The following is a 24,290-nucleotide window of genomic DNA, read 5'->3' as shown; positions in this document are numbered from 1 at the left end:
GCCATTTTTTATTGCTAGACTCTCGGTTTGTTCAATCAAAGGGAGAGTTTTTTTATGCAAACTGTTAAAAACACTAAACGTTGGTCACTAAGAGATGTTATTTTTCTAGCAATTATCGCAATTTTCTTTGGAATTATTTATCAACTATGGAGTTATGCTTATTATGCACTAGCTGCTACACCATTGAAACCGTACGCCAATGATTTAACTTTAGGAGTTTGGATTATGGCCGGGCCATTAGCAGGAGTTCTCTTACGAAAAGCTGGATCATCAGTCGTTGGCGAAATGCTGGCGGCTGCTGTCGAGATGTTATTGTTTTCAAGTTGGGGCGCCTCAACCTTAATCTCTGGGTTCATTCAAGGAATTGGCAACGAACTCGGCTTTGCTTGTACTGGCTATCGTAACTGGGAAAAAGTTGGCCTAACTTTTTCTACCATTGGTGCTACCATAATTACTTTCATTTGGGACCTTTTTCAAAGCGGCTATAGCCAGTATAGCTTAGGATTACTGATAACCCTCTTTATTATTCGTTTAATTTCAATTGGCTTTTTTGCGGGCGTTTTAGTTTATTGGATTCAACAACTAACAGCTAAGACAGGATTGATCAAATAAATGACTGTACTAAATGCACAACAGCTGACTTTTAGTTATGATGACCAAAAGCCGGCTGTTTTTGAAAAACTTGATTTTAAAATTGAAAATGGAACTTTTGGATTATTAACTGGTGCTTCAGGATGCGGTAAATCAACCTTATTCAAACTGCTTGCTGGACTCTATCCACAGTATGGTGGGCAACTGTTATCCGGGCAAGTTACACTTAATGACCAAAACATTGCAGAAATTGTTCCGTTTGCTCGAGCTCGTAAAGTTGCTATGCTGTTTCAAAATCCTAGTCGTCAATTTGCGATGCGCACTGTTCAAGAACAATTGCAGTTTGCTCTCGAAAACTTGCAACTTAATCCACTAGAAATAAAGCAACGAATTACTGCTACCTTAGTTGAACTTGGACTGGAAAATTTTCGTTCAAGAAATTTATCAACATTATCTGGCGGTGAACAACAGCGAATTGCTCTAGCCACCGTTTTAGCGATGGATAGTGACATTATTTTATTAGATGAACCCTTTGCCAACGTTGATCCAGCTGGCAGGCAGCAATTACTGCTTGATTTAAAACGACTGCAGCAGTATCATCAAAAAACAATTTTAATTGCTGATCATGATCCGTCAGGCTATGCCAAAATTGCTGATCGACTCTATCACTTAGAGCCTCATGCTCATCAAGTTGAGGAACTTTCTTTAACCAAGTTACCACTAAAAAACATTTCAATGACTGCCGTCAAACCAAAGTCATTAAATCTTGGAAAATTAACTTGGCACCAACTTGAGGTAGCTGTCAATTCTCGAAAGTTGTTAGCTAACAGCGACTTTGATTTGCCAATCGGTCAATTAGGATTACTTTCAGGCGCAAACGGAACTGGCAAATCAACCTTATTTGCCGCTTTATGTCGCCAACATCCCTCTCAAGGAACACTTACTTTCCAAAAAAAAGATGCTGAAAAGTTCAAACTAAAAAAATGGGCTAAGATAGTTGGAATTGTATTTCAAAATAGCAGTGATCAATTTATTACGCTCAAAGCAGCTGATGAAATTGCGTTATCAGCCAAATTCTCCCAACATCCTGAATATTGGACAGCGGTAAAAGTTAAACAAGCCATCGCAAGTTTGAACTTAACAAACGTTTTAGACCAAGTCTGTTATCAACTATCTGGTGGTCAACAAAAAAAGTTGCAGTTACTAAGTATGTTAATCATGTCACCTTCCGTTTTACTCTTGGACGAACCTTTTGCTGGCCTAGATGCTGACTCATTAGCTGCTGCTTTAGCTTTAATCAAAGAAACAGTCCAGTCATTGCAACTAAGCGTTTTGCTCATTTCACATCAACGATTGGGAGTCATCGGTTCAATTGACTATGAATTGCGTCTGGAACAACAGCGGTTAACTTTATTGGGCAAAGGTGGTGTAACAGCTAGTGATTAAAAAGCACTCGTTATTAAATCCTGCGGTAATGACTGTCACCATGCTTGGAATTGGCCTGCCATTATCTTTTTCGCTTAGCGTTAAACTCAATCTTTTAATCTGCTTGATCGCTATCCTATATTTGGCTGGCTGCCGAGTCTCTTTGAAAACGGCCATCATCGTCTTATTAGCAGCCTTTCCATTAGCTTTGGGTAGTTGGTGGTCATTCTTAGTTTTTGGTACGGGTGACCGCTGGCACACCGCTTGGATCTATGGCACACGTGTTTACGCCTACCTGCTATTAGGAATGACTGTCACTATGACAACTAGTGTAAAAGAGCTCTTGCTTAGCTTAGAAGAACACTTGCATCTATCAACGACTTTTGTTTACGGCTTGTTAGCGGCCTTCAACTTACTTAGTCGAATTAAACAAGCATATCGGCAAATTCAATATTCAGCCTTAATTCGTGGACAAGTTTACCATTTATGGCAGCCGGGAATATACTTGCGAATCATTTTAACAGCACTCAACTGGTCAGGCGACTTAGCAGAAGCAATGACCTCACAAGGCTTTTCAGAAGGCGAGCAACGAACAAGAATGCACCATGAGCCATTACCATCTTGGCAGTGGATTATTGCTGGAATTTTAATTTTAAGTTATTTTTGGACTGCTTTTTTTATTCGACCTTGGTAAAAAAAATGGCTGCAGGAAAAAAATTGTCTGCAGCCAGTTTTTATATCCAGTTCATTTTTTTAATTATAAAACTAATTTTGCTTCAACAAAAACTCCTTAACTTCACCCATCCGACAGCTGTCAACCAAAATTGTCAATTGATCTCCCGGCTGAATAATGAAGTCCCCTTTAGCAATCGTTTGCCGTCGATCACGGGTTACCCGTGTCAAAATAGCTTCAGCTGGCCAATTAACTGCCCGAACCTCTTTTCCAGTTAAATCACTGATTGGTGAAACCATAAATGTAAATTGATCCAAGTGACCAGTTAAATTTGAAAGCTGTTGTCCCAAACGAATTCGAGCTGCTAATGATTCGTAAATTGGAGCACCACCTAATAAGTCAATTACCAAATAGGCTAGTAATGATACAACTGCTAAGGGCATTAAATGCGACAGTGAACCAACCATTTCAGTGATTAAAATGATTGCGGTAAAAGGTGCTTTACTAATTCCAGCAAAATAACCTGCCATGGCAAAAATAATTAAATTTGGAATATAAACTAACGGTAATAAACCGCAAACATGCAAGACCATGCCATATAAAGCCCCAATTACTGCACCTAAAGTCAAAATCGGCAAGAAGATTCCTCCTGGAACACCTGAACCAAAGGAAAGTGCTGATAAAACAAAGCGAATAATTAACACCAATAACAACATGCCCACTCCCCACTGAACATGTGTCAATAAAATAATTAATGAATTTCCCCCACCAATTATTTCTGGAAACCAAATGCCAAATGGTAACACACACACAAACATGACTAAAGCATGATATTTCGTTGGTATTTTGCTAAAAGGAATGTAAAGCAAGCCACTTTTTAAAGTTGCTTCTTGATAAAGAAAGCCAAGTAGGCCCAAAATTAAGCCTAAAAACAATAAAATCCAATAGTACTTTAATGGCATGCTTTGAGTGTAAGTAATATGTAAAACTGGATTCAAGCCAAAAACTCGTTCTGTAACTATATCTGCCATTAATGCTCCACTTAATGATCCTAGCCATAAAAGGGGCGAAAAGCTGTGTGAAACCTCTTCTAGAATAAACATTGTCCCTGCCAAAGGTGCACTAAAAGCAGCCGATAATCCGGAAGCAGCTCCTGCTGCAACAAACATGCGCCAGTCTGGCAGATCTAATTTTAGTTTTTCGGCCAAAGACTGACCAACCGCTGCACCTAATTGAACAGAAGGACCCTCTCGACCAAGTAACCCCCCTGAACCAATCGCCATAACTCCCGCTGTAAATTTACGCCAAATAATTGAAAAAGGATGTTTTAATTCCAATTCATCCGCTAGTTGCAGTTCAACTTCTGGAATCCCTGATCCTTTAACATGTGGTTCTGGACCAATAATCCAACCTATCAACCAAGTCATAATTCCAAAAATAACTAAAACCAGTAACAACCAGCTCCATGAACTGCCAGCTAGATGATAAAGCTGCTTCCAACCAATTAGAGCATGTTCAATCAACCATCTAAAGCAACTAACGATTAAACCGACAATTAAACCGATTAATGCGCTCCAACCAATTGTTTTTAACTTGTGTGAATCAATGTTTTTCATACCTGCCATAGACCACCTTTGAATTAATATCCCCCAAATAAGCCTGGTATTTATAATTTAGCACAAAGAGATAACTGTTAAAAAGAAAATTTTTTTGGCTTTTTCAAAAGAATCAATTCTACCCAGCTAATCAATTAAAAAACCACCAGTACTTGGTTAAAATCAGCACTAGTGGAATTTATTTATAATTTGCTTCCGTTACTTTGAATAACTTTTTGATACCAGTAAAATGAATCCTTAGGGATCCGTTTCAAGCTACCATTACCTTGGTCGTCAAGATCAACATAAATAAAGCCATAACGTTTACTCATTTGACCGGTTGAAGCACTAACCAAATCAATACAGCCCCAAGGGGTATAGCCCAATAAATCAACTCCATCATCCACTGCACCAGTCATCGCCTGAATATGTTGCCGCAAATAATCTATTCGATAATCATCATGAATCTGACCATCAGCTGTTAATTGATCAACCGCTCCTAAACCATTTTCAACTACAAATAATGGTTTTTGGTAGCGATCATATAATTGATTTAAAGCAATTCGCAGACCAGTCGGATCAATTTGCCAACCCCAATCACTGGTTTGCAGGAACGGATTGCTAACACCACCAATCAAGTTACCAGCCGACTTAGCTGCATCTTGATGTGTAATATCCGTTACTGTCGACATATAGTAGCTAAAGCCAATATAATCAACCGGATATTTTTTCAATAATTGCAAATCCTCTGCTGTAATCTCCAACTTTTGTGGATCAACCTGATGATCACGCAACATCCTACCGGTTGATGCCGGATACTCACCTCTAACTTGGACATCAGCACAGAAAAAGTTGAAATCTTGCATTTGTTGCAAATTAGCTAATTGATTCTTAGGATCTGCATCATAGGCATAACTCGTCGCATATAAAATCATACAACCAATTTGCAAATCTGGATCCAATTGATGCCCAATTTTAACTGCCAACGCACTGGCAACAAATTGATTGTGCCAAGCTTGAACAATATTAGTGAAGTCTTGGGCACCGTTACTTGGGACCAATCCTTGACTCATGACTGGAAAATGAAAGGCTGAATTAATCTCATTAAAAGTCATCCAATAATGAACTTTTTGATAATAACGTTCCAACACAACTTGAGCGAAACGTTCATAAAATTTAATTAATTGGCGATTCTTCCAACCACCATATTTTTTGGCTAAATTTAATGGTAGTTCATAATGCGAAATGGTAATCACTGGCTTAATTTGATATTTCAAACATTCATCAATTAAGTGATCATAAAATTCCAATCCAGCTTCATTCGGTTCAGTTTCATCACCCTGTGGGAAAATTCGCGACCAAGCGATTGAAAAGCGATAACACTTAAACCCCATCTCTGCAAAGAGTTTGATATCTTCTTTATAGTGTTGGTAATGTTCAATTCCGCGATGATTGGGATAACGATATTTATTTTCGTCAATCTGCCAAGCAAAATCCGCTTGGCTAGCAATAGCAAAACGTTGCTTACCGCCTGGTAAAGCATCCGCAATTGATGGTCCCTTGCCAGCTTGATTCCAAGCTCCCTCTAATTGGTTGGCTGCAGTTGCTCCGCCCCACAAGAAATCTTTTGAAAATCCTGCTGTTGTTAACGATTCAAAGTCAAACATTAAAGCTCTCCTCCCTTAATCAACAAGTGTATTCTGATCTAACTTTTGCAATAAGCCATAAAGTGCGCCGTAAAGATTGGCACTATTTTCAAATTTAGCTTTTTTAATCTGTGGTCGTGTTAAAGTTTCTTTAACTAATGGTAATTCTAGTAACATTTTATCATATTCTTCATTGATTGTTTTGACCAACAGCGGTTGACTACTGATGCCACCACCAATTGCATAAGTTGTTAAATCAACAACACTTTGAACATTTAAAATCAAATAAGCCAGTCGTTGACAATAAGCACGAAAAGTTTTCCAAGCAATTGAATTCTGTTGACTTAACTTTTCAAAAACTGCTAATCCATCCTTTTTGTCAGGTAAATTCAGTTCTGTCGCAATCTTTTCAATCATTTCAACCGCTGAACAGCTCATCCCAACTAATTTATCATAACCAGCTGCTTGATAGTTATTGACCATAAAGCTTAACTCTCCAGCCTGAAAATGACTTCCTGGCAGTAACTGATTATTCAGGATAATTCCCCCGCCAACTCCCGTACCAAGGATAATTGCAGCCGAATTCGGATGATCTTGTAAGACTCCGAGCCACAATTCGGCTAAGGCCCCAGCTTTGCCATCATTTTCAACTCCAACCGGCAGCTCACCAAACTCTGACTGAATCAACTGCTGAAAATTCAATCGATCAAGAAAAGGCAATGACCCACCGTGATAGACAATTCCTGTTTGTGAGTCCACTTGACCAGGAACACTGATTGCTACTCCAAATATTTTCGAACGATAGGCTAGAATTATTTTTCTTAATTCAGCCAGAAACGCTGTCTTTTCATTAGGGGTGGTAACTTGTCGTTTAAATAATAAATTACCAGAATGGTCAATCAAACCGTATTTCAAATTGGTTCCACCAATATCAATACTCAAGTAATTACGCATAAAATCTCTCCTCTGAGCCTCTTACAACCTTTAGTTATCTTTTTCAATTGACAAATATTTTCTAAGCAGATAGGCGGGTGTACAGCTCCAAGCATGACAATAACTGTTAATCGCCATACTATTGTATGGTGAAAAAGCTGGTTTTTCTGGTTGAAATGCTTCCCAAAATGTATCTGCACCATACTCAAGCATCTTGCCCCAATAACTTTTAATTAGCTTAATTGCTGCTGTTTCATGCTGAGTTTCAAATAATGCTGCACATATATGATGATACATGTATGGAGTGGCAATTCCCGTTACCGGAAATAAATCATTTATTGTTGTTTCCATTAATGCATGATTTTCTGTTGTTGGCAATACATGGGCAAGTGCCATCCAAACCTGGCTGGCAATATTAATTTCTTGCTTATCTCCGCTGACAAATAACCCTCGCTGTTGATTATATAATTTTTCAATTGCAAATTTAGTTAGTTTAACCAGAATTGTTTGATAAGATGCTGTAGTAAGCCCCATTTTCTTGGCTAATTCAATGAACTGCTTTAAGGCATAGATAGTAACTGCCTGCGCACATGTTGTTTTGTCAAACTCTTGTGACCAATCAATAAAGATCGGCCATTTAGAATCTAAAACTACCTGCCCTTGTTGATTTACCAATCTTAAAGCCTGATCAATCTGTTGCTGCGCAATTGGAAATAAATCTTGTAACGTTTCATTATCATGATAATGAGCAAAATAGTCAGCTAAGGTCGAAATGAAAAACAAACTATAATCATATAAAAAAGTATCATCAGGAATTGGATCAGTTTGAGTAAATATATTCGCAGAAATTCGACCATCTTCTGTAGTTAAACCCCCAAATAAATATAAGCAGCGTTTAACTAATTGTTGGTTATCGAAAGTAGCGTAATTTGCCAAAGCTTGTAATCTCAAATCACCCAACCACAAGCGACGATCACGTTTTGGACCATCCTCAAATACATCTTGCATGCAATCATGCAAAGTCTTACAGCTAACCTGATCAATTCTATCCAATAACACGTCGCCGGAGTTCAAACTAGTGACTTGTTTTAAAGCAACCGCACTTTCCGCTATAAACAAAGGCTCACTGAAAACGGCTTTCCATTTTGGTGAGGTATCCATTACTTCAAGCATAATGTACCGGCAAGCATAACGACGTGGCAGTTTTAATACTGAAGGCAAGACATCCAAATGCAAATATTCTTCGGCTAACCAAGAGCTACTTAGCAAACCATGATATTCTTCATGAATTGTGCCTAATTCCGCTGGTGATTCAGCAAACACAATATGCAACCAAAGTGGTGCATCCATTGGGGAACCTTGTGAATTAATTTTCACTTGGAAATGTCCTACTTGATGATCCCCCAAATCCAACACAATCTGGTCGCCTTTGCCAAATGACAATTGATCCAGTTCTGCAACTTCTTGCGATTGGGGAACTGCTCGATAACCGAATAATTCATGCTGATCAGAAATTATCTTAACTAACCTTTTTGGAGCAATTTGTTGGGATAACAATTGTGGTTTAGCTTGTTGAGCTTTTTTAAGCAACTTAGTATCGTGCTTGAATTTTACCGTCGAATTCATTTGGAATTCCATGATTTGCCACCAATCCTTTCTTTAATTATGCAGCATTTCTCTTATTTGAATTAATTTTAATAATTACAATTAGTGATACAACGGCTAATACCATCATTAAGAATCCCGCATTCAAAATCGCAATTTTACTCGAAGTTCCTAATATCTTACCAGCATATGGCGAAAGAAATGCTCCTAAGTTGGAACCAACTAAGGCAATCGAGGTATATAATGGTGCTTTTTTTGGTGAAGAAGTTTCACTAATGCGGTTGAAGATATAAGGAATAATCATTGCACTAACAATTCCCATTACTACACATAAAACATATATCATTTCAACGCTGTGGGCCATACTGATTAATGCCATACCAATTCCTGATAAAATCAAACCTGATGGTAATAAATATTTACGCAATAGTTTATAGCAATAACCAAACAAAATTCCTCCAGCAACACTAGCAAAATTGTAAATGCTCCAAGCATTACTTGCTTGGGTAGCGGTTCCAATTTTATCTTCCACGAAGAATGTCGGCAACTTGATTGCCAAAACCATAATTGCAATTAAAATCAAGAATGTTAAAATTGCTAACGTTGCAATCAGCGTCTTAGAGTCTTTTTGAACACTTTCACCCTTATCTTGGGCTTGAGCCAATTCCTTTTGTTGTTCCGCTTCTTGGCGTTCAACAGCCCCAGTTTTTTCTGGATCTGGAACAAAAAAGATGAATAATAACAATGTCGGAACAAATAGTAAATATACCCAATAAGCTGCGTGCCAACTAATATTGAGAAGTTGGCCAGCAAAATATGTCATTAAAGATGTTCCGACACCAGCAATTGCTGAACGCCATCCCATTAATTTTGCTCTTTCATCTCCAAAAAAGAATACACCGATTAAACTAATTGCTAACGGATTTGCCAAGCCAATCCCTACCCCTAAAATTGCTCGTGATACTAAAATCACTGTAAAATTAGTGGAAAAAGCTGGAACAATTGAACTGACAGTTGCAATTGCTAATCCTAAAACTGCCGTTTGTTTCTGACCAATTTTTCGAACTACAAAGCCACTGACTAAAACAAAAACGGTTACAAAAACTGAAACAACGGTGGTAATTAATTCAATATTAACTAACGATTCACTTGAGAATGTTTTGGCCATCCCGGGAATTGTTCCTGTAATTACACTTGCAGCTTGTTCAACAATGTTTAATGATAGCAAAGCAATAATAATTAACGCATTTTTGAATGAATGATTAGAAGTTGTCATAATTTCATTCTCCTTTTATTTTTTAAGATGATCATCTATAATCCCATTTTACTTGAATAAAGCGCTTTTAATTGTATAATATTATTTAAATTAGTTCTATATTATCTATTTCGAAAGGGCTTACTGGGATGGGCAAACTAGCTATATTACTAAAGGAATTTCACTTAGCTTCGAATATCTCCGTTTTTATTTATGATCAACACAAAAAATTAGTTAATCAATTCAAGCAAACCGTTTCACCGAATTTCCCAGAAAAGTTTCTCGCTAAGATTGATTTTTCCTTACCCGAGGGCGTTGTAAAAATATTTAATACCAGCCATAATGAATGTTTTAGTGTTATCACTATTACTAAGAATTCCCCTAAAACCATTATTCTTTGGTGTAATATTCAAACCATCGCTGCCTTAGGTTATTTTCGTGATAGTTTTCCAAGTATCAGTCTTGAAAGACTGGTTTCGTACACAAAAATTTTGTATTTTAGTCTTTTTCAAAAATTACCAGTAATTAAACAACCTGATTTTATTAGTGATTTATCTTTTACAGCCGAAGAAAAAGCAGAAAAACTAAACGATGATGACATTAACCTTTATCATAATAGTTATTATAAAGAAAAATTAATGCTCCAAGCTTTAGAAAAGGGCATTCTAGTGGAGTTTCGTCCCCGATTAGCTGATTTTATTAACAGTGGAAACTTTGGCAAAATGGCTATTGGCAATGAATTAAGAAACAGTAAAAATTTACTAATTGCAGCAACAACGCTTTTTACGCGGGCAGCAATCAAGGGTGGAATGCACCCAGAATCTGCATATCAACTAAGTGATCGCTGTGTTCAACGGATTGAACGATTACGAAAAATTGACAGTATCGTTGACTTAACTCAAGAAATTGGTGAAATATTTGTGAAACGGGTTCGTGCTACGCAAAACTTTTCTAATTCAAGTTTGATTTTTTTAATTCAAGATTACATTTTTAAGCATCTAACTGAACCAGTTAATTTAACCTTAATGGCAAACCAGCTTGGTTATTCCAAAAATTATCTTTGTCGATCATTTAAACAAGCAACTAAACAAACAATCGTTGAATATGCCAACGAACAAAAAATTCGTGAAATTCAGAGCCAATTAGTTTTTTCAAATAAAACAGTTACCGAAATAGCTAACATGTTAGGTTTTTACGATCAAAGTTATCTAACTAAACTTTTTAAAAAATACTTAAACACAACCCCTACCCAATTTCGAAAAAAATATCATCTCTAAAAACGGGCAGTCGCATTTTTTGCGAAAAAACGAATCGCCTCTCAAAAGTTAGATTCTTGGTCTAACTTTTGAAAGGCGATTCAGAACTATCCTTTTCAACATATTAAAATCAATTAACTTATTCTGGTTGATAATCTTCGTCGATTACCAAAACCGGTTTAATCGTTTTACCACTGACTGAGTCTTGGTTAGCTTGATTAATATCAGCAAACTTGTAGAACTTTTCAGTTTTATCAAAATCAAACATACCTAATTTATAAAATTCAATCAATCGAGGCACATCAATCTGTGGAATAGCATCGCCCATATTAACTCCGACAACTTTCCGGTCAGAGGTGCAAAGGTCATTCCAAGAACTCATAGTAATATTTTGAGCAGTAACAGCAATTAAAGCTGCCGTTCCACCCTGAGCTAAGGCATTGATCGCTTGCAGCATTACTGGTTCAATTCCGGTTGTATCAACTGTGAAATCAACTCCATAACCATTCGTTAATTTTTGAATAGCTGCGACCGGATCTTCTTCCTTACTATTAATTGTTTGCGTTGCCCCAAGTTCTTTGGCTAAAGCCAATCTTTCAGGAACAACATCAATAGCAATAACTTTTGTACAGCCTGAAATCTTACCAGCCATCATTGCTGCCAAACCAACTGCTCCGGTACCAAAGACAGCAATTGTTTGACCTGGTTTTGGCTGTAAAGTATTAAAAACGGTTCCACTACCAGTAACATAGCCACAACCTAAAGGCCCTAATTTCCGTAAGTCCAGTGACTTATCAACTTTTACTGCATTGCGTTGATTAACAACTGTATGGGTTGTAAACGATGATTGATTAAACATATCGCTAATATGCTTGCCGTCCTCGGTAAAATGGTCAGTTCCATTTGCCCGAACACCACTCAAATTATATTTTGCATAGCTGCGGCACTGGGTCGGAACACCCTTTAAACAATTGTCACAAGTTCCGTCAGCATAGAATGATAAAACAACATGATCACCAACTGTGAAATCTGTAACTTGTGGTCCGATTTTTTCTACAATTCCTGAACCTTCATGGCCTAGAATTACTGGGTAGCCAAGTGACGCATCACCTTTACGGATTGCTTCATCGGAATGACAAATACCACTGGCAACCATCTTAATTTGCAAATCTGTTGGTCCCATATCTGCTAATTCAATATCATTTTCAATAACAAATGGATCACCCATTTTTTCAACTACCGCTGCACTAATTTTCATATCAATTTCCTCCTAGTAATTGTGAATTAATTAACTATCCGTTTATATTATCTGTAATTAAGCAACCGTTTTCAATATCATAATTACATTTAGAAAGTAACAAATGTACACCTTATTAAATAAGCAAGTTAAGAATAACTGTTAAAGTTATAACACTAGTTATCGTACTAACTAAAGTACAGGTTGAAACAAATTGTGGCTCAGCATTAAATTGAATGGCATATAAAGTAGTATTCGTGGCACTTGGCATAGCTGCCATGGTTATTATTACCATTTTCATAATTGGATCAATTGGCAATAATAAGCATAATAAATAAGCTAATAACGGAGACACTACCAATCTTAACAACCAAGCTAAATTCACCTGATACCAATTGACTTGGCTTAAATGAACTTCTGCCAGTTGCATTCCTAAAATCAGCATAATAACTGGAATTGTTGTATTTCCTACTAAGTTGATGCTTTTCATAAAATTACTCGGAATTTTAATATGATATTTAGCTAATAATATAGCTGGAAGAATAACATAATTCATTGGTTGCTTGAAAATCATTTTACCCGCTGTTTTTATTCCTCCTTGATTATCTGCAGCAATATATACACCAATAGTTCCCATCAAAATATTGTGAAAAACCATAATCGGCATTCCATACAAAAGTCCCTTGTTGCCGAAAGCAAACATTACAATTGGAATACCATAATTCCCACTGTTAGGAAAAACAATTGACAATAATAGCGCATCTAATTGATTGCGTCCAAATTTGCCGACTTTACTAATGATTATTCCCAGTAAGATCAACATTAACAAAAGTAAACTTGATGTCAAAATTACATAAAAAAAGTTACTATCAATCGCTTCCTTATAAAAAGTTTGAAACACCAGAAATGGCAACAGAAGATAAATTGCAACCGTCGAAAGTGGCTTTATATCTAATTTGAAAATTTTTTGGAAAATAAACCCGCAGAAAAAGATTAAAAGAACTGGTAGCATAACATGCTCAAAAATACTCACTTTTATCATCTCACTATTAAAAAAAATAAAGCCAACTTTGACAATTGACTTTATTTTTTATACTATTTATACATTTAGTTAAAGGAACTTTGGATTAGCAGTTACTTTAAAAGCTGCAGCTAGTTCACGTAATTGATCATCGGTAATCGATTGTTTCATCTTGCCGCCTTGTGCTCCAATTTGTGAATAAATAGTAGCTGCTTTTTCAACCGTCTCAATTAAACCAAAAGTTTCATCTAAATCTGCACCTACTCCAAAAATACCATGGTGTGGCCACATAACTACACGGAAATTCTGCATTTTAGCCGCAGTTGCGCGACCAATTTCATTAGTGCCGGGTGTCATATACGGAATAACACCAATTCCTTCAGGGAAAACAACCAATGATTCAGCCTGCATTTTCCAAAGTAAACGAGAAATATGCGCTTCATCCAAATCTTGGGTAAATGACAAAGCAATCGTATTAGTCGGATGACAATGCATGACTACTCGCTGTGTTGAATCGATCTTCAAACGTTCAATATGTGTCATTAAATGACTAGGAAATTCAGATGTTGGTAAACCGCCATCTTCAAACCCCCACAGTAAGTCTGCCTTTTGGCCGTCTGGAGTAATCTGAACCAAACCTAAGTCCAATTTTGGTTGATTAATTACATTGCGAAAATAACGACCTGTCCCAGTTACTAAAAAGTATTCACCAGCTAATGAGGCAGCATCAAAACCAAGTTCCAGTGTCTTTTTAACTTCCTTAACATCTTCAAAATCTTTTAAATCTGCAGCATCAATTCTTAATGAAACATTGCCACCGTTACGTTCATCCCATCCGTGCGCATAGGATTCATGCGTGATTTCACTAATCTTTTTTACAAATTTTGAATCGACAAATTCTGTCATTATATTTCCTCCCGAGTACCTATTTCATTAATTAATTGCGTTTGAACAAAACGTCTTTTTCATACTGGTGAATACTGTTTAACCAATCCGCTCCAACTGGTGTATTATTTTGCAAACAAAATTCATCCCAAACAGCACCAAATGGATAGGATTTCAATTCCTCAGTAACTGCCAAACGGGTTGTAAAGTCATAGTTCAACTCAGCTTTTTTCAGTTGATCAATTGGGGCTAACATTGCCTGTAATAAAGCCTTTTGTGTTGCCCGCGCACCAACTACCCATGCTGCTACTCGATCAATGGTTGCGTCAAAGAAGTCCAAACCAATATTAGTGCGATCTAATTGGTTATCACGAACTAAGGAACGAGTAATTCGTAACAAAGCATCATCCATAATTACAACATGATCACTATCCCAACGTACCGGACGTGATACATGCAACATCAAACCTTTACCAAATGGCATGAATGCAGAAAACTTATCTGATACATCTTCAGTTGGATGCCAATGACCAGCATCAATTGTCCAAAGCTTGCCACGACTGATTGCATAATTGTTATAGAATAAATGTGAACCAACCGTATATGATTCGATCCCTGTTCCAAACAATTTCCCTTCAACTGCTTCAATTGTGTTCTTTTCATCATATTTCTTAGCAAAGATTTCATCTAGGGAGGCAATTAAACGTTCCCGCGGGCTTTGCTTGTCAATTGGGTTATCTTTAAAACCATCAGGAATCCAGAAATTATTAACTGATTTTTGACCAAGCTCTTTACCAAAGTAATTAGAAATTTCACGTGATTTCTTGCCAACTTCAATCCAGTAATCACGGATTTCCTTTTCTGGGCTAGCTAAAGTGAAATTATGTTTTACTTTAGGATGTGAGAAGAAAGTTGGGTTCATATCGAGACCAACGCCTTCTTTTTTGGCCCAATCAACCCAATATTTAAAGTCTTCTGGTCCAACCTCATTAAAATCTTTTTTCTGATCAGTCACAGCATATAATGTATGCAATTGGACTTTGTGTTGACCCGGAATCAAGGTTAAGGCTTCATGCAAGTCGGCGGTTAATTCATCCGGTGTTCTAGCAATTCCAGGATAGTTGCCACTAACCCCAATTCCACCAGTTAATTCCTGCTCTGGATTCAAAAAGCCATGAATGTCATCGCCTTGCCAGCAATGCATTGAAAGTTTAACTTTCTTTAACTGCTCCATAACAGCATCAGTATCGACACCTAACTCCGCATATCTTTCTTTAGCTACTGCATAGGCTTTTTCAACATTTTCTGATTTAACCATTTTAAATTCCTCCTTTAATCTAAATGAAATACTTCGTGTAAGTCTAATGTTACTGGGCTTTGATCAGCATTCGTATCCATAATTGGTTCCATATAAGCCCACCATTTTTTACAGGCCGCTGAACCTGCGATGGCATTATATTTTTCAATATTATCAACTTCTAGATAGGCAAATAAGTTACCAGTCTTTTTATCAAGAAAAATCGAATAATTGTGTGCCCCGGCTTCTTTCAAAGCTTTCCTCATTTCGGGAAAAAGATTATTATGACGCCGCTCATATTCATCATACTGATCCGGATAAACATGCATTAATTGTCCCATTCGAACTGTCATTTTTTTCTCCTTTCAAAACTATCTTTTTAAAAATCTTTGATACGCTTGTAAAATTTCTGGATATTTATCATTCTCTGGCTTAAACTCTTTGATTTTAAATGAGTTAGCTATTATTCTTCTAGCAAGATAAACATTTAAAATGTCGCCTTTCGTAATCATTTGAACCATAATATTACCAATTGCTGTTGCCTCACTTGGACCAGCGTAAACATTAATACCGCTAATCGTAGCTGTCAGCTGATTCATCAAACCAACATTCGATCCACCACCAACAATATTCAAACTGTCAATGTGATATCCTAAAATATGGTCTAAAATTGATAACTCATTAGCATAATATAGCGAAAGATTTGAATAAACCGCCATTGCTAATTCGCCTGGAGTTTGAGGAACCTTTTGTTTTGTCTCCTGACAATATTTTTGAATTTCCGCAATCATATTTGCGGGATTTTGAAATCTTTCTGCATTGACATCAATCAACTGTTGAAATGGTGGTTCTTTTTCGGCTAATTTTGCCAGTTCCACAAAACTGTAACGATCTCCAAGTTCATGTTTAATGTTTTGAATAATCCAAAGACCCATGATGTTTTTCAAAAAGCGATAAGTTCCATATGCTCCCCATTCATTGGTATAGTTTTGTTCAAACGCCTCTTCACCATTTTCCGGTGTATTGAGTTCTGCTCCAATTAATGACCAAGTACCGGAACTTAAGTAGGCCCATTTTTGACCAATTCCTGGCGCTCCGATAACTGCAGAAGCCGTGTCATGAGTTGCCACGGTTATTACTTCAGTTTGGGGTAAATCATACTTTTCTGCCAAATCAGCCTTAATCTCACCCAAAATTGTTCCAGCCTCTACTAATTTAGGAAATTGGGTTTGCTTAACATTAACTTTTTCCAACAAGTGATCATCAAACAATCCCTCACGTAAACTAAGCATTTGTGTCGTAGATGCATTGGTTACTTCGGTGACTGCCTTACCAGTCAGCGCATAACCAATATAATCTGGAATCATCATAATTTTAGCTGTTTTTGCTAATAGTTCTTTATCTTCTTCAAAGAGCTGATATAAAGTGTTAAAATCCAAGAATTGAATACCAGTTTTCTGATAAATGTATTCCTTAGAAAGATCAGTAGTTAACCGTTCAATACTGCCTTGAGTTCTTGTATCACGATATGATATTGGATCCTGTAATTTTTCACCGTGATTATCGACTAAGACATAATCAACTGCCCAAGTATCAATCCCAAGAACAACATTTTGATAACCAGCTTTTTTAATTTTGCTCAAACCAAGCAAGATTTCTTTGATTAAAGCGTCAATATTCCAGCGATCATGCCCTTTCTCATGAACAAATCCATTTTTAAAGCGATGAACTTCTTTCATTACTAATTTAGAATCAACTAATTTAGCCAACATCAGTCGTCCACTAGAAGCTCCAATATCAACTGCAACATATGTCTTAGCCATAAATCACTCAAATCCCTTCATTTTCAATCTTGTTGATCGCCGTAGCGTTCCTTAGTAATCTGCGATAGTGTCTTGCCACGAGTCTTAGGTGTCCAGATTGTTCCAACTAATAGTGATACAATTAGTAAGATTATCATTGCTGTTCCAGCAATCTTAAATCCTAAGCTTGATAAAATCATCGGGAAAATAATCGACCAAATTCCAGCTGTTCCACGGACAATGAAAAACATAAATCCTTGTGAACCCGCACGATACTTAGTTGGAAACAATTCAACTGCCCATAGTGCATACCATGCTTGCGCACCAATTCCAGCTGAAATGCCCCAAATAATTACAAATGCCCATAAGGCTGCCCAACCAAAACCGATGTAAGTTAGAATCAACCATGAAATAACTGCCATGGCAGCTCCAACAAAGAAAAAGGTTCGATGATTTAATTTGTCGCCCAATAATGCAAAGCCAAAATAACCGGCCAATGCTGTAAATACCCACAAAACTGCTTGTAACATATTAGCTTGAGTGTTATTAAGTCCACCAACTGTTTCATAAACAAATGGCATGAAAAAGCCCATTGCTCCAGCAACTAAATTCCAAAATACATAAACTCCACAGAGAAATAAAATACTTTTTATCGAAATAAGATTAGAGAACAACTCACGATATGGATGTGTTTCAACTGTTGAGTCTTTTTCCTTTTGTTTTTGTTCAAGCCAATCTTTTGACTCCGGCAACTTTCTTTGTAAGTTCCAGGCAATGAAAGCTACCACGGTCAAAAAGGCAAACAAGATTCGACTACCTAATAAACCAATTGGTGCCAAAAGTGTCCCAGCGACAAAAATGATAACTGGTCCCATCGACCAAGCAAATTGCGAAATTCCAATATTATGTGCTCGATTAGTATCACCAGAAGTTTCTCCAATATACGTCCAAGATGCAGGCACCCCAGCCCCAACTGCAATTCCGGTAACTAAAAAGCCTAAAAGTAGCATTGCAAAATTCACTGAAAAAACGACTATTAAAGTTCCAAGCATATAAATTAACATATCGTACGTATAAATCATTTTGCGGCCAAATTTATCTGAAAGACGTCCACCAATAATTGCTCCTAACGCTGATCCAAAAGCATTTGCACTTAAAGCTCCTAATAACCCCACTTCAAAAGTCGATAATCCAAAAGATTTCTGCCATAACGTTAATCCTGATGCTCCAGCAACAATAGAACCAGAATCTAAAAAGTTGGTTAATGATACTGCCCAAGTCGAGCCATTTGAACTCTTTTCTGTCATTTCGCCACTCCTTAATAATTTTGCGGATATCCTTTTTGTATACATTAAGATTACACCATTTTATGTATCCGCTTTCAATGGCAAAAAAACAGAATTTTATTAACATATCTACATATAGATCTCAAAAAAGCTTACTGTAATCAACTAATTACAGTAAGCTTCTTTGTCAAATATTAATTAAATTTCGGTGACGATCAGCCAATGGCTTTTCTTTATAAAAATCATAATATTTCTTATAAAAGAAACTCTTGTTAGAAATTCCGACTGCCTCGATTATCTTACTAATTGGAAGTGAGGTTGACATTATCAAGGTATGAGCTTGCGTCATTTTCTTTTGAATAACTACTTCTGAAAACGGCTTTCCAACCTCTTTTTTAAACAAATTACTCAAATAATTTTTGTTATAGCCATACTTACTAGCAATTTTTTGTAAGGTTATTGTATTGAATTCCTTGTCAATTTCATCCAATATCTCAATAACTATTTTTCTTGTTTTACTCTGTGGTTCCTGCTCTACAAATTGATAGTCACGTACAAGATTTGTAACCAAAATATGCAGATAGGATTTTATAATTGTGTCAGAAAACTCTTTCTTTAAGAAATATTCTTCAATAATCTCATCCATAATTCGAGCTATTTTTTTACTTTTTCCCGTTCGAAAAATTAAAAAATTTTGTTTTTCATTAGCTTTAATTGGGCTCTTTAACAAAAAGTCATATAGAACACTTCTGCTGCGTCGTAAATCTTTTAAAAAGTCAATATTTATATTGCTATTCCGAAATAAGATATTAATTAATAAGTCTTTTTCCCCTAATGTGCTAATTGAATGCTCTGCCCCCACATCTAACAGCAACAAATCGCCACGATGTAAAGTAATTGACTTCCCATTTACGATTTGTTTAGCACTTCCTTCAAGCATATAGTTAATTTCTAGAAAAGTATGTGAATGCAACGGATATGGTGCAAAACGGTTATGCTTACTAACATAAATATCTTTGTTTCGGAAAAAATAATTATTAACTACTTTTATTTTGTTTTTTTTAGAAATGTTTTTATTAATAGCTTTTAATGGTAACTCCTCTAAATAGCATGCATCTTTTTGCTGCTTCTTTTCGAGCGAATTTAAAGTATACAGCATATTCAAAACTCTTTGATTCATAAGCTCGCCTCCAAAAGTAAGTGCTTTCAAATGTAATATAACATAAATTAGCTTATTTTTTTCCACTTCAGCTAATGATCACTTTACTAAATATCATAGGTGGCCAGCAGTAACTGTTTCCAATTACTGACATTATCGAAAAGATTACATACTACTCAATTTAAAAATAAAAAACCGTGACCCAAATAAAATTAGAGTTAACGGTTACTTTGTATTACTACGATTAATATAATTGATTATTTGCCTTGCGCTGTTCTAATGGTAATTTGTGATAAAAATTATAATATTTTTTATAGAAATAGCTGTAATTAGAAATCCCTACTGCCTGAATAATTTGGCTAATTGGCAACTCTGTTGAAGTAATCAAAATATTGGCTTGCGTCAATCTTTTCTTTAAAACAACAGCTGAAAACGGTTCTCCAACTTCTTTTTTAAATAAATTGCTGAGGTAGTTTTTATTATAATTATGCTTTGCGGCCAATTTGTCTAAATTAATGTCCATATACTGCTTATCAATCTCATCCAAAATTTCGATAATTAATTTGCGTGATTTACTTTGTGGTTGATTATCTAAAACACGATAATCTCGGACTAAATTAGTAATTAAGACTTGCAGATAGGCTTTAATCACTGTATCTGAAAATTCTCGCTTCAAAAAATATTCATCAATAATTTCATTCATAATTTGAGCGATTTTTTTATTTTTTGCTGTTCGAAAAATCAAAAAATTTTGTTGCTGACTTGATTTTACTGAACTGCGCAACAAGAAATCATATAAGACACTCCGACTACGACGCAAATCTTTCAACAAATCTATATTAATATTACTATTGCGAAATAAAATATTGACTAAGAGATCATTTTTGCCCAGAGATTTGATTGAATGCTCTGCACCAACATCCAACAACAATAAATCGCCTTTATTCAAAGTGAGTGCTTTCCCATTTACGACCTGTTCAGCTCGTCCTTTCAACATATAATTAATTTCTAAAAAAGTATGTGAATGCGTTGGATAAGGAGCAAAACGATTATGTTTGCTGATATAAATATCTTTATTTTTAAAAAAATAATTATTAAGTACCTTGACTCTTGTTTTCTTTGACAATTCATGATTAATTGCTTTGGCTGGCATTTCCTCCAAATATTGATCACTTTCCTTTTGCTGTAGTTCAAGTGAATTCAAAGTATCCAGCATATTTAAAACTCTTTTATTCAGCACTGACAAATCATCCCCTCAATTTTTCTAAAATAACATAAGGTCCATGAAAATTTAGCAAAAAATATCATTATTTTAGAAAAAATTAATCAAATAATCTAAAAAATAAACAAAGATGAGATATCAACCTCATTGATATCCCATTGTTTAAATATAGTAAAAACTACAACTATGCCAAAGTATCAATCGCTGTAGTAAAAGATAAATTGCATCACCTCTTGATCTAAACTTTGTTAATGTTCACTTGATCTTTATGCACCTTTAAATAGTGGACCAGTGCAAAAACAAAGATTATCGCAAAAGCTGCTGCGCTCAAAATCATAATTCCTCGCGGTGAAGTATTCCCAACCAAACTACCAATTAAATTAATGACGGTTGGCGATATAAAACAGCCAATATTAACTAATACTAAAACAATTGTTGTTCCTAAGTTAATTGAGTCCTGTGGTGCTGCCCAATCTAACCAATTGTACATATATGGCACACCAATTCCAAAACCAAAACCTAATACCACTACCGAAATAAACAAAAAGATAATATTATTAGCTATTGCCAGTAGTATAAAGCCCAATGCTACAAAGGCAAATCCTAATGGAAACACCTTATCATGCAAATGTTTAAAGAAAAAGCCAAAACTAGCACCAATTGGAATTCCAACTAAGGTCGACAAACCGGCAACTAAAGCTGCTGTACTGGTAGTCCCAATTCCTTCATTAACAATCAAACTAGGTAAAGAAAATGCAACCGGCATATAAAACATAAAAATAAAAAACATTAAAATTGAAATCAAAACTACCTTGCCATTTATTGTCTCTTTTTTTACCGGCGCTGAATTGGCTTGTTCATTAACTTTTTCCTTCGATAACGGCACAAAGATTGCAAATAAGAGCAAAGCTGGAATAACCAAAAAATAGATTGCAAAAGCTGCATGCCAACTAATGGTAACTAAATAACTCAATAGAAATGATGCTAAAGCAGCCCCGACGCTGCCCATAACATTTTGATAACCGATCATTGATGCTAATTTTTGCTCATCACTCTTATAGAATTGCGGAATTAAGCTTACAGCTAAAGAATTGAATAGGCCAATCCCTAAACCAATCAAGAAACGCGAAATTAGAATTGGCACATAGGCACTTGAATACATTGGAAAAGTCCCTGTTACCAACGTCACTAATAATCCTAAAATAATTGTCGGTTTTTGACCAAACCATCTAACTAAAAATGGACTAACTAAAAGTCCAATTACAATTCCAAAATTTGGAACAGTAGATAAAGTTTCCACCCCTGCTTTATCAACCCCTGGAAAAGCACGATACATTAACGGTAAAGCTGAAGAAATTTGGGGAGCCATCATTAAAAATAACGAAATTGACAATAATGAAACTTTGAAAATCAGCTTATCCTTAGTTTCCTTCATAATACTTCCTCCGTTCAATTTTTTATCATTTAACAATAAATTGCTTGAAAAAGGCGATCTCATCATCATTTGCCTGATCAGCAATCGTATCTTTTTGATTTATTAAAAAAACGTGTGGTCGTGGATGTTCCTGATCACCATACTCCTTGAAAATATGCTGAATTCCTTTACCGGTCAAAAATCCATCAAACTTGATTGAGCTATCACGAATAAAATCTTCTGTCGCTGTAGAAATAAAAGTTGGCAAATAATCTGTGGTAATATATTTTTCTGTATCCAACAGTTCACGTTTATTAGCTAAAATTTCATCTGTAAAATAACCTTTTACCGCATCACCAATCATTCCCGGATCTAATAAGAAAACAGCAGCACTATTTAAAGCTACCGCCCGAAACTCAAGTTGTGGCATTTTATAACCAAACTTCTTGCGATAACTTGAGTTTTTCAAAATTGCAGTATACTGTTCTGCCATTTGTCCACCGGCGCTATCTCCAACTAAAAATACGTTGTTAGTGTCTAAATGATATTCAGCTGCATGTTCAGCAACCCAGTGAATATAGCGATTAACATCATCTAACTCCGCTGGAAAAACAACTTCCGGCGCCAAACGATAATTAGCATTGATAAATGCAAAACCGCGTCTAGCCAACCCTAATCCGTAAAATTGATAAGTTTCTTTAGTTCCATAACACCAACCACCACCATGAATGTTAATAATAATTGGTATTTTTCCTTCTAACTTTTGTGGCAAATAAATATCCAATAAGTTCCATTTAGGATCCGGTCCATATGCAATATCATTTATCCGAGTTACTTCAGGAACTTCTAATGGCAATCCTGCATCACGTTGATCATCACCTTTTTTCCATTCAGTACGAATTTGTTGAATTGCTTGTTTTGTTTTTTCATCAATCATTTGAAGTCCTCCTTTGGTTACGCTTACACTTTAACTAAAAAATAAACTGATTAATATAATTTAATCAGCTTATTTATTGTCAAATATTAACTTTTTTGATTTCGATAAATGTTTGATGCTGTTTTGCCATAAATTGATTGAAAAACCTTATTCATTGCCCGAATACTAGAAAACCCATTTTTAACTGCAATTTCTGTTAAATTATATTTACCACCTAAAAGATCATAGTACGCTTTTTGAGCACGAACATTGTTGATATAGCTACCAATAGTCAATTCCATATGATTTTTGAAAAATTTTGCTAAGTATTCTTTAGACAAGTTAACTTGCGTGGCAATATCTACTAATTTTATTTTGTTAGCATAGTGCTCACTTATATACTTTGTAATTGCTTGAATTCTGGCTACTTCAAATTCTTTGGTACCATAAATAATATCATATTCAGTTTTAGGTTTAGTAAAATACTCTAATAGCAGTTGTAATGTTTGATCTGCTAGCGTTTCTAATTTAAGATTGCTAAATTTATTTTGGTTTTGTAAGCTTTTATAAATTTTAAATAACGTTGTTTGAACCTCTATATAAATTTCTTTTTGAAATCGATTAAACTTTGCTGGTTGATTTAAGTCAATTACTTCATTTTGAATCTCTGGGTATAAGCGATTAACATAGTCGTAAGGATAAATAATAGAAATTGCCTCATCGGCTACCTTTAATACTGATCGTACACTATGAACAACTTGTGAATTAACCACTAGAATTGTCCCTGATTGAGTTCGATAATGATGTTCATTAATGACAAAGTCATCAATTGAACCGGCTATGGTAAAGGAAAGTTCAATTCCTTGGTGCCAGTGAGGAGCAATATAAGTTACCCCCTTTTCATGATGTAAATAAATCCAAGCAGATAACGGTTCCGTTGGTGTAACAATCTCATGTAAATATTGATCCTCAGCCATTTTCTTAAGCCCTCCAATCAGTCTCTTGTTTGAAATTAACATTCATCTTGCAGATTTTAACAACTTATATCAAATAATATAACATATATTCACTA

General features: G+C 35.7%; 21 protein-coding genes. 4 read left to right on the top strand and 17 right to left on the bottom strand.

Annotated features, from left to right (window positions below; genetic code table 11):
* Positions 1 to 54 precede the first annotated feature (54 nt).
* Genes G6O73_RS11990 through G6O73_RS11980 form a run of 3 tightly spaced genes read left to right on the top strand, consistent with a single transcriptional unit; the run spans position 55 to position 2,710 of the window.
* Positions 55 to 612: an ECF transporter S component gene (locus G6O73_RS11990; protein WP_057885318.1), complete on the top strand. Its 558-nt coding sequence runs from the start codon at positions 55 to 57 to the stop codon at positions 610 to 612.
* Positions 613 to 2,037, top strand: a complete 1,425-nt coding sequence (locus G6O73_RS11985) for an ABC transporter ATP-binding protein (RefSeq protein WP_057885317.1) — start codon at positions 613 to 615, stop codon at positions 2,035 to 2,037.
* The gene (locus tag G6O73_RS11980; RefSeq protein WP_336512530.1) at positions 2,030 to 2,710 is read left to right on the top strand and encodes an energy-coupling factor transporter transmembrane component T; all 681 of its coding nucleotides are present in this window, start codon (positions 2,030 to 2,032) and stop codon (positions 2,708 to 2,710) included. The genes G6O73_RS11985 and G6O73_RS11980 overlap by 8 nt, the downstream gene beginning before the upstream one ends.
* A gap of 71 nt (positions 2,711 to 2,781) precedes the next feature.
* On the opposite strand, the gene G6O73_RS11975 is transcribed toward G6O73_RS11980, so the two are convergent.
* From G6O73_RS11975 to G6O73_RS11955, 5 genes are all read right to left on the bottom strand, one after another.
* Positions 2,782 to 4,305, bottom strand: a complete 1,524-nt coding sequence (locus G6O73_RS11975; protein ID WP_057885378.1) for a ClC family H(+)/Cl(-) exchange transporter — start codon at positions 4,303 to 4,305, stop codon at positions 2,782 to 2,784.
* A gap of 182 nt (positions 4,306 to 4,487) precedes the next feature.
* The gene (locus tag G6O73_RS11970) at positions 4,488 to 5,951 is read right to left on the bottom strand and encodes a glycoside hydrolase family 1 protein (protein ID WP_057885316.1); all 1,464 of its coding nucleotides are present in this window, start codon (positions 5,949 to 5,951) and stop codon (positions 4,488 to 4,490) included.
* A 15-nt stretch (positions 5,952 to 5,966) separates the two neighbouring features.
* Positions 5,967 to 6,884, bottom strand: coding sequence for an ROK family protein (locus G6O73_RS11965; RefSeq protein WP_057885315.1), 918 nt, complete (start codon positions 6,882 to 6,884; stop codon positions 5,967 to 5,969).
* Between the two features lie 30 nt (positions 6,885 to 6,914).
* On the bottom strand, positions 6,915 to 8,501 hold the full coding sequence (locus G6O73_RS11960; RefSeq protein ID WP_057885314.1) for an alpha-L-rhamnosidase-related protein: 1,587 nt from the start codon (positions 8,499 to 8,501) through the stop codon (positions 6,915 to 6,917).
* Positions 8,502 to 8,526: 25 nt separating this feature from the next.
* Positions 8,527 to 9,744 carry an MFS transporter gene (locus G6O73_RS11955; RefSeq protein WP_083478462.1) on the bottom strand — a complete coding sequence of 406 codons (1,218 nt, stop codon included), beginning with the start codon at positions 9,742 to 9,744 and terminating at the stop codon, positions 8,527 to 8,529.
* A gap of 128 nt (positions 9,745 to 9,872) precedes the next feature.
* Here G6O73_RS11955 and G6O73_RS12855 point away from each other — a divergent pair, with 128 nt between their 5' ends.
* The gene (locus tag G6O73_RS12855) at positions 9,873 to 11,000 is read left to right on the top strand and encodes an AraC family transcriptional regulator (RefSeq protein WP_235805058.1); all 1,128 of its coding nucleotides are present in this window, start codon (positions 9,873 to 9,875) and stop codon (positions 10,998 to 11,000) included.
* A 118-nt stretch (positions 11,001 to 11,118) separates the two neighbouring features.
* On the opposite strand, the gene G6O73_RS11945 is transcribed toward G6O73_RS12855, so the two are convergent.
* The 12 genes from G6O73_RS11945 to G6O73_RS11890 form a co-directional block, all read right to left on the bottom strand.
* A complete protein-coding gene (locus tag G6O73_RS11945) occupies positions 11,119 to 12,237 on the bottom strand; it encodes an NAD(P)-dependent alcohol dehydrogenase (RefSeq protein WP_057885313.1) in 1,119 nt (372 codons plus the stop codon).
* 115 nt (positions 12,238 to 12,352) lie between these two features.
* Complete coding sequence (locus G6O73_RS11940; RefSeq protein WP_245002974.1) at positions 12,353 to 13,228, bottom strand: AEC family transporter; 876 nt, start codon at positions 13,226 to 13,228, stop codon at positions 12,353 to 12,355.
* A 99-nt stretch (positions 13,229 to 13,327) separates the two neighbouring features.
* Positions 13,328 to 14,143, bottom strand: a complete 816-nt coding sequence (rhaD, locus tag G6O73_RS11935; RefSeq protein WP_057885311.1) for a rhamnulose-1-phosphate aldolase — start codon at positions 14,141 to 14,143, stop codon at positions 13,328 to 13,330.
* 31 nt (positions 14,144 to 14,174) lie between these two features.
* Positions 14,175 to 15,440, bottom strand: a complete 1,266-nt coding sequence (locus tag G6O73_RS11930) for an L-rhamnose isomerase (RefSeq protein ID WP_057885310.1) — start codon at positions 15,438 to 15,440, stop codon at positions 14,175 to 14,177.
* A gap of 14 nt (positions 15,441 to 15,454) precedes the next feature.
* Complete coding sequence (gene rhaM / locus G6O73_RS11925) at positions 15,455 to 15,772, bottom strand: L-rhamnose mutarotase (RefSeq protein ID WP_057885309.1); 318 nt, start codon at positions 15,770 to 15,772, stop codon at positions 15,455 to 15,457.
* A gap of 18 nt (positions 15,773 to 15,790) precedes the next feature.
* Positions 15,791 to 17,242, bottom strand: coding sequence for a rhamnulokinase (gene rhaB, locus G6O73_RS11920; protein WP_057885308.1), 1,452 nt, complete (start codon positions 17,240 to 17,242; stop codon positions 15,791 to 15,793).
* A 23-nt stretch (positions 17,243 to 17,265) separates the two neighbouring features.
* Positions 17,266 to 18,528 (bottom strand): MFS transporter, encoded by a 1,263-nt coding sequence (locus G6O73_RS11915; protein WP_057885307.1) that lies wholly within the window; start codon positions 18,526 to 18,528, stop codon positions 17,266 to 17,268.
* A 166-nt stretch (positions 18,529 to 18,694) separates the two neighbouring features.
* Complete coding sequence (locus G6O73_RS11910; RefSeq protein WP_336512529.1) at positions 18,695 to 19,753, bottom strand: AraC family transcriptional regulator; 1,059 nt, start codon at positions 19,751 to 19,753, stop codon at positions 18,695 to 18,697.
* A gap of 157 nt (positions 19,754 to 19,910) precedes the next feature.
* Entirely contained in the window at positions 19,911 to 20,906 is a 996-nt protein-coding gene (locus tag G6O73_RS11905; RefSeq protein WP_083478475.1) for an AraC family transcriptional regulator, read from the bottom strand.
* A gap of 220 nt (positions 20,907 to 21,126) precedes the next feature.
* Complete coding sequence (locus G6O73_RS11900; RefSeq protein WP_057885305.1) at positions 21,127 to 22,323, bottom strand: MFS transporter; 1,197 nt, start codon at positions 22,321 to 22,323, stop codon at positions 21,127 to 21,129.
* 25 nt (positions 22,324 to 22,348) lie between these two features.
* A complete protein-coding gene (locus G6O73_RS11895) occupies positions 22,349 to 23,239 on the bottom strand; it encodes an alpha/beta hydrolase (protein WP_057885304.1) in 891 nt (296 codons plus the stop codon).
* 86 nt (positions 23,240 to 23,325) lie between these two features.
* The gene (locus tag G6O73_RS11890) at positions 23,326 to 24,195 is read right to left on the bottom strand and encodes an AraC family transcriptional regulator (RefSeq protein WP_057885303.1); all 870 of its coding nucleotides are present in this window, start codon (positions 24,193 to 24,195) and stop codon (positions 23,326 to 23,328) included.
* Positions 24,196 to 24,290: the final 95 nt, after the last annotated feature.

The organism is Liquorilactobacillus nagelii DSM 13675 (genome assembly GCF_019444005.1).
GTDB classification, from domain to species: Bacteria; Bacillota; Bacilli; order Lactobacillales; family Lactobacillaceae; genus Liquorilactobacillus; species Liquorilactobacillus nagelii.
This window is presented reverse-complemented; position numbering and strand designations above follow the sequence as displayed.